The organism is Terriglobales bacterium (genome assembly GCA_035567895.1).
Lineage (GTDB): Bacteria > Acidobacteriota > Terriglobia > Terriglobales > Acidobacteriaceae > Gp1-AA112.
The window spans coordinates 1-7,365 of the sequence record DATMPC010000108.1 but is presented as its reverse complement, the minus strand read 5'-3'; the positions used below and the strand labels follow the sequence as shown (position 1 = coordinate 7,365).

The window sequence follows — 7,365 nt, the reverse complement described above, 5'->3', positions numbered from 1 at the left end:
TCGGCTGTGACAGATGCGGCCGCAATGCTATATCCAATAAGCCCGAGCTGTATCGCCGAGGCCATGCGCGCCAGCGACGGATTCGTGCCCCGCACCACCACTTCTCGGCATCGCATGATGGCTGTTAGTGAAAGAGCCAGGAACAAAACAAGTACCGGAAGACCAGTTTCGGCAGCGATCTGAATATAGGTGTTATGAGCGATGTAACGGCGTTGGGCGACTTGAAGCAATTCGCGATTGTAGTAAGGCGCGACCTCCTTGAATTGCTCCAGTCCCACCCCTGTTAAGGGATTGGACGCTATCATCGCAAGACCCGCCTCCCACAATTCCAAGTGAGTACGACTCGAGTCTTCGTCGCCATTGCTCGCGGCGCCTTCGAACTTGATACTCTGAAATCGATCAGTCATTCCAGCGGGAGCAACAACAAGTCCGAGCGCCAACGTCATGACGAGCAGGGCAGAGGTAAGCATCTTTCGCTTTGAGACAGCGACTGCTGCGACACCCGTCACTACAGCCGCTATCAGGCCTGCCCGTGATTGAGTGAGCAGGACTCCTCCAGCCATCAGTCCCGCGCAGACCAGCCCGATGCGTCTCCACCAGGACCCGGTTTCATACAGCGCCATCCAGACTGCCAACGGAATGGCGGTAACCAGCATAAGCGCCTCGTAATTCGCATCCTGTTCCAGTCCTTCAACGCGCGCGATGTGTTGAACAAAATGTTGCTTATATAGCCATAGACTGCCGAACGCGTAGGCCAGGATCATTATCCGCACAGCTTTACGCATTCGGTCTTCGGTGTTTACAAGAGTGCGCGTCGCAAGCAGGAGCAGACTCAGTGATACGAGCGACGAGATTGAATTCGAAGGTGTTGGTGGCCTGAAGACGAGCAGTTCAAGAATCTGGAAGATCACAAATGCAGAGAAGACCATGCCCAGCGAGTTCTTCAGACGAGGCGCCGCATCCGCGGGCCGTTGGGCCATCAATGCGGCAAGGACCGTGAACAACCCCAAAACTTTGATGGGCGTGACTTCCACAAAACCCGCGTGAAATAACGACATGCCGACTCGCGGGTCCGAATGGAACCGAGTGAACACGAGCAACAAGTAGTAGAGGGTCATCGGATCTGATCGCGAGCGTCACGCGACGTTCAAATTGCTCGGTGCTGCCTAAACCGTTTAAAGCGAACAGGACTAGACGCCTAGCAAGACAGGTGCTTGCGAGGACAGACTACAGATACTTGTCGGGATAATGAGCAATGGTCGAATGAGGAGGCTCGAAGCGATTGAGTGCGATACCAAAAATGGTACAACCCGCGGCGTTCTCGATGGCCTGCTTGACATGCTCGCGTGGCGTCCTATTAGCGGCAACCACGATCACCAACGCATCTGATAGTCGTGCCAGGATCTGCGGTTCCGGCACCGCGGCGGTCGCCGGCGTGTCGATAATCACGTAGGGTGCCGGCACCATCGCGCGAACCTCGCTCAGAAAGTCGCGCATGCGTTGACTGCCCACCGCCTCGGCGGGGGCCTTGATCGCACCACCGGCGGGAACCAGCCACAGTCCCGGAATCGGAGTCTCGTGGAGACAGAGACTCAAATCGGCGGTGCCGTTGAGATAGTCGATAAGGCCCTTCATGGCCACGAGATTGAACGAGTGGTGGAGCGAAGAAGCGCGTAGATCGGCATCGACCAAAATAACCCGGCCGCCGAGTCTGGCAAGACTTGCCGCAAGATTGAGGGAAACGAAACTTTTGCCTTCGTTGCTCAGCGCGCTAGTGATCGTGAAGACCCTTTTGTCATGCTTATTGGCCCAGTCTTGCAGCCTTCGGCCAAACACATGGAAGTGTTCAGCAGTCGCCTCGTATTCCGGTTGGCCAACGACGAGCATCGGGCCACGCTGATCTCTTGACGGAGCCACTGCTGGCTCCAGAAGCGCAAACTGCTCGTGTCTCGGTTGCGCGTCATCAGTTCTGAGTAAATCGGCGCGTAAAGGGTTTCGGTGAGATACGGTCGTTCCATTAGCCGAAGGGATAGCAGGAGCTTCAGCAATCGAAGCAGTGTCCGCGATGCGGATCTCCGCACGGGCCCGCTGGCTTTCGGCCTTTTTCAATGCCTCGTAAACTCGGCTCATAAGATCCTCGGTCTCTACCTTGAAGAAGTAGAATAACTCTCGGGTTGAATCACGCTATTGGCGTTCTCCCCAAACGAGTGGGCGCTGTGTTCGGACACATCGTGTATCTGGGTCGGGGAACTCGAAGCGTCAGCAATCATTCTGGTCCCAAAAGCAATCGCGCCGATCGCCAGCGCTATGGTTACGCAGGCAAGGACGAACGCGTAGATCAGTAGACGGCGCGGCGCGCGTGGATCCGCGATGTCACTGACGCTCGCTCGATATGGCGCTCGATCTGCGTGGTATGCTCCATGCGGTGCGCTGATTAACCTGAGATCGGCGGCCACCTCGGCGATCTGTTCTTCGTCGATTGTCAGGGTATCAGTAGCATAGCCAGCTAGCATTGCATTGTCGCAGATAACATTGACAAGACGCGGAACCCCGCCGGAGTAGCGATGAATTGCATTACAAGCCTTGAGCGTGAACGGCGAGCGGTGGGCACCTGCGAAGCCGAGCCTCGCGGCGATGTATCGCTCGGTGTCGACGGTACTAAGCGCTGCCAGCGAGTAGCGGAAGACCAGCCGCTGACGCAATGCACGTAGCTCCGCCGAATCGACCATTGCATCGAATTCAGGCTGCCCCGCCAGAACAACCTGAGCAAGTTTGGTGCTGGAGGTCTCGATATTAGTGAGCAACCGAATCTCTTCCAGCAATTGAATCGATAGAGACTGGGCCTCGTCAAAAATCATCACGACCGTTCCGCCGTTTTCGTATGCAGATAGAAGATGACGGTTAAGTATTGCCGCTGGATTCGCTTCGCCGTTCAGCGTGATTCCGAGCTCGTAACCGATTGAATCATAGAGCGCGGCAATCGTGCGTGGCGGATTGAAGACATAGCCGGTCTGGACCTTGGGCCCGACAGATTCGATCAGGCTCCTGAGCAGCATTGTCTTGCCGGTTCCGACTTCGCCCGTAACAACGGCAAATCCTTTGCGCTCCTGCACCAGGTAACGAAGCTGAGCGAGCGCTTCGCGATGAGGCTCCGCCGCGTAAAGAAAACTCGGGTCAGGGCTCAGGCTGAAGGGTTCCCGCCGGCAGTGATAGTATGCTTCGTAGACCGCCACCGTTTTATAACACCATATTTCCGAAGGTCCAGATTGCCGCCGCAATTAACAACATCCCGGCCCATGATACGAAAGCAGCGCGAATCAACGTAGCGCGGCGGTCGGCAGGTAACTTGATTGCTGGAATCGTCGCGACCACCGAGAGTCCGTATTCGCTCTGAAGCTCTGCTGGTTCCTTAAAGGATGTGTCGGTGAAGTATAGGCCAAAAGGCAAGCCAAGTGCGCCTATGAAGCTGAAGACGACCCCGAAAACCCCTATCGCGATTCGGTTAGGCCAGATCGGTTTCTTGGGCAGATCTGCTCCTTCCAGCAGGCGCAGACGCTCGTCCTTATGGCGCTTCTCCAAGGTCTCACGGAGCTGGGCGCTTAGTTGTTTTTTCAGCAGGCCGTGGTATTCGGTATCTAAGGCATCATAATCTCGCTTGAGCGCGTCGAGTTCCTGGCCGTGAACTGAGGTAGCAGCGACCCGTTGGTTGAGTGACGCTATCTGCGCGGAGATCATTTCGGCTTGTCGCTCCAGGCTGGCCAAAGCCGATCCAGCGTAGCCAACTCGCTCAGGGCCAGAAGCTGACGGCGTCTTCTGACGGATCTGCTGCTTGAGATCTGCGATTTGCTGCTTTAGCTGGCTGACGTCGGGGTATTCGTCGCTATATTCGGCGCGAAGCGCCGCGAGCTGAAGCTCCAATCTGGGAAGTTCCTGCTCGGGAGTTAACGCCACTGGCTGGCCGCCGGCCATCGGCGTAAGACGTTCTGCAGTAAGTTGTTGGTTGATAATACTCAGCTGATTTTGGAGACGTCCCAATTCCGCCAGGTTCGGCTCGAGTTCTTCCGGCAAGCTGCCTTGATAGCGACGTTGAAGCTCCTGAACCTGCTTGCTCTTGGCTATTACCGCGACGCTGGCGCGGGCCACCTGAGCACTGAGAAAACTCGTGGCGTCCTCGGCACGCTGGATCCGCTGCCGGTAACCCTCGTCAATGTAGTCGTTGGCCAGTTGCTCAGTCACCTGCTGCGCAATGCTTCGATCCGAATATTCAAACGAAATCTTGAGTACATCCGGTGAATCCTTCCGCGGGGGGGCGGCCTCGTACAGTATCGCGTCCTGTGGAACCACAAGGTCGATATGGCGCCGCATGTACTCGACCTTGCCTTCGAGTGGCTGATGGGGACGGGCGTGGTAGAGCCCGAGTTTTCGAATTAGTTCTTCAAGCCGCGTCTGGCTGAATGCCTGGTGCGCGAGCGCCTCAAGTTCATCCGCCACACTAGCGTTTTGCGCGCGGGCAGGAGAATTGCCCACCTCAATGTAGTCGGACGATATTTGTGCCGGCTCGACCACAAGGACCGCTGTCGATCGGTACATGTCGGGCAGCATCACCATGAGACACAGCGTAGTGCCCAATCCTAGCGCAAGGACGCAGACGGCAATCAGCCGATGTCGGTAAACTACGTCGAGGTAGGGCGCGACACTGATTGGTTTCGCATCGTTCACTTGGCTTCTCTACTTGAGTAGGGTCTCCACTTTAGCGGTGGTGGAGCAAAAGTGACTCCTACTTGAAATAAGTTGATCGTGGTTCGCGCTCCCGGCGCGGTGACGAAAGTCCCCAACACGGCCGGACCACTCGCCTTGGTCTGAAAGCCGAGGTAGTTCGCGCTGAGAATAAGATAGTGGTTGAGCCGGTAGGTCATACCGGCTGTATAGGTGAGACCATCCTCGGATACACCCGAATTGCTTTGCGTGTAATAACCAATATTGGCAAAGATCGTCGCCCGCCGGCTGAGATTGTAACTGACCAGCCCACTATAGCTCTGTACATTGCTCGCGAATGCGAAACCAGCGCCGAACCCGGGCTGTTGCGCGGCGGACGCGGTCACCGTCAGCCTCCTGCCACGATAATCGCCGCTCACGAGGTAGCCGACGTCAACCTTGGTTTGAGCAGGCACGCCAGTTGTGGCAGGAGTACCCGAGTTATTGGTTGTGAGAAATGAACCCGATGAGCTGTAAGTAATGACCGGTCCTACCTGGGCATGGAACGAAAGTGGCATGTCGCCACCCCATCTCATCCTGAGCTGCGGCCAATTAGTATCGGCCGAGGGTAGGTCGCCAGCACTCGTGCGAAAATCCTCGAATTGGTAGCCAAATCCGGCGCCAAAACTCTCTGGAAGGTCCCATTCACCCGCCAACGCTCCACCCTGGTTGTAGAAATTTCCGCTGCTGTTGCTGTTCGAAGAAGACCCAGACAAGGTGCTGAAGAAATTTTGATGGACATTCGCTGTCCACCTGAACGAGTTGTTGTAATTCGAGAACAAATCGATCGCCAGGCTGTTGCTCAAGGTCGAGGATTGATAGAAAAGCGACCGCATCAACTGTGTGCCGATCGGCGCGGCGCCATTGACCAGGATGCCATTGCTCGCAGCGTTTCCGACCAACAGGTCGTCCGAAATTGAGAGAGTGGTAGCAGGCGACAATTTCTCGTAGTCTTTCAAATTCGCGAAATGGCTGGTCCCGAAGCTGTCATGATTTCCATAGGACGCGTACTCCAGCAACTTGGTCTGGTAGGTGAGAAAGACGTCGCGCGCGGTCGTGTTAGCTTCGAGGGTAGCGCCGAAGGTCTCGGCAGTCACGAAATCGCCCTTGCGGTTTGTAGGAGTTAAGTTCACGTTGTCGTCGTAGATCTCGTCCAACTCAGCCATCGGCCATAGCGAAATCTCGGCGCCCAAGGCTGAGCAAACCGAAGCGAACATCATCACCGCGAGCGCCCAACAGATGACGACTCGACGAACTTCCATCACGGCACCGTGATCGTATCTCCGCGCTCTAGTGCGACATCGGCTCTCAGGTCGCCACTCCGAACTCCACTGTAATTGACTGTCATTTCGGTCTGCGCGTCGTCCTTGCGACGGACGATCTTGATCCTTCGCAGGTTCGCGTACTCAGTCGGACCGCCGGCCGCAGCCAGCGCCTGTGAGAGCGTCTCGCCAGACATGAGCTTGTACATCCCAGGTTTGGAGACTTCGCCCAGCACGTAGAACACCCGGCTCGCCGGATCGAATACCTGGACGGTTACCTTCGGGTCATGGACGAAACGGGCATAGCGAGCGGTCAAATCGGTTTGCAACTCCTTCGTAGTCAGGCCCGCCGCTTTCACCTGGCCAATGAGCGGCAGTGTGACAGTGCCGTCGCTGTCCACGGTGATCCGGCCACTGAGTTGTTTGTCCTTCCACACGAAAACATCGAGGACATCGTCGCGGCCGATCTTGTATGGTCCCGAATCTACCGACTCAGCTTGCCTGGTAACCACCTGCGTTTGAACCGGCGTTCCTCCGAAGCATCCCGACGTCGCCAGAACCATGATCACAAAAATCGCGAGAGAATTGTGTGGAGTAAAGCTTCCCCCTCTACGTTGCAGCATCTTAGTTTTGTCGCGAGCGCGATGTTTCGCAGATTCGCAGGTTTTCCAAGCTATGCTGACAGTCCATGGTTATTGAGCCTCCCCGCAGGCTAACCTGCTGCATACGTAACCGTAGATGCCGGAGAATGATTGCAAATGTTCGAGTTCTTCGGGCGCATCGATTTCAAAACCGAACTCTTCCTGGATCAGTGCCAGAAGAACCGCCATCGCCTCCGAATCCCATTGTTCAGTGCTCTCCGGCGCCAGAATGGTTAGCTCATTTTCCGCCACCTCTGGAAAAGCCGCCGCGAAACATCGAAGCAAGCGTCCCTCGATATCATTCATCTACGCTTGCCTCCACTAAATGGAATAACGGAGGACAAATTGCCTCGAACCTTTCGCGAGACAAGCAGAATGGTCGGCGCAGCGTTCCGAAAGCGCCAAGAAACTCGCACAAAGGCCCATTCCGAGAGGTCTTCGTCCAATTCAGCAGGATGCTGGTCGGCTCGAAGTGCTTGAAGATGTATGAAAGACATCCGTATTCAATTCGTCGCGACAACGCCCGACAACTCATAACCCACGAGTCGACAATAAAGCGACGGTTGCTGAGCTTACGTCCCAGCAGTGCGCAGATCTCACCCAAGGGTCCGAACTTATCCCGGTATGAGGCTGTCAAAAGCACCACGTCATCCTGTCGGAAATATTCACGCCACTCAGCTTCGCTATATCGTCTGCCATTCAAATTG

At 55.9% G+C, this 7,365-nt stretch carries 7 protein-coding genes; all 7 read right to left on the bottom strand.

All coding sequences use genetic code 11. The features are described 5' to 3' along the window. Positions 1–1,118: O-antigen ligase family protein (locus VNX88_23390; protein ID HWY71630.1), on the bottom strand; the 1,118-nt coding region annotated here is incomplete at its 3' end. A 109-nt stretch (positions 1,119–1,227) separates the two neighbouring features. Beyond that, positions 1,228–2,130 (bottom strand): CpsD/CapB family tyrosine-protein kinase, encoded by a 903-nt coding sequence (locus VNX88_23385; protein ID HWY71629.1) that lies wholly within the window; start codon positions 2,128–2,130, stop codon positions 1,228–1,230. A 14-nt stretch (positions 2,131–2,144) separates the two neighbouring features. Then, positions 2,145–3,233 carry an AAA family ATPase gene (locus VNX88_23380; protein ID HWY71628.1) on the bottom strand — a complete coding sequence of 363 codons (1,089 nt, stop codon included), beginning with the start codon at positions 3,231–3,233 and terminating at the stop codon, positions 2,145–2,147. A gap of 4 nt (positions 3,234–3,237) precedes the next feature. After that, positions 3,238–4,719, bottom strand: coding sequence for a hypothetical protein (locus VNX88_23375; protein ID HWY71627.1), 1,482 nt, complete (start codon positions 4,717–4,719; stop codon positions 3,238–3,240). Beyond that, complete coding sequence (locus VNX88_23370; GenBank protein ID HWY71626.1) at positions 4,716–6,017, bottom strand: hypothetical protein; 1,302 nt, start codon at positions 6,015–6,017, stop codon at positions 4,716–4,718. The genes VNX88_23375 and VNX88_23370 overlap by 4 nt, the downstream gene beginning before the upstream one ends. Further along, positions 6,017–6,640 carry a polysaccharide biosynthesis/export family protein gene (locus tag VNX88_23365; GenBank protein ID HWY71625.1) on the bottom strand — a complete coding sequence of 208 codons (624 nt, stop codon included), beginning with the start codon at positions 6,638–6,640 and terminating at the stop codon, positions 6,017–6,019. Before VNX88_23365 ends, VNX88_23370 begins: the two co-directional genes overlap by 1 nt. A 69-nt stretch (positions 6,641–6,709) precedes the next feature. After that, positions 6,710–6,964 (bottom strand): acyl carrier protein, encoded by a 255-nt coding sequence (locus tag VNX88_23360; protein HWY71624.1) that lies wholly within the window; start codon positions 6,962–6,964, stop codon positions 6,710–6,712. Positions 6,965–7,365: the final 401 nt, after the last annotated feature.

Bases quoted from the DNA above. Each gene is read 5' to 3' on its own strand.
- VNX88_23385 (HWY71629.1), bottom strand. From the start codon at position 2,130: ATGAGCCGAGTTTACGAGGCATTGAAAAAGGCCGAAAGCCAGCGGGCC.
- VNX88_23370 (HWY71626.1), bottom strand. From the start codon at position 6,017: ATGGAAGTTCGTCGAGTCGTCATCTGTTGGGCGCTCGCGGTGATGATG.
- VNX88_23365 (HWY71625.1), bottom strand. From the start codon at position 6,640: ATGCTGCAACGTAGAGGGGGAAGCTTTACTCCACACAATTCTCTCGCG.
- VNX88_23360 (HWY71624.1), bottom strand. From the start codon at position 6,964: ATGAATGATATCGAGGGACGCTTGCTTCGATGTTTCGCGGCGGCTTTT.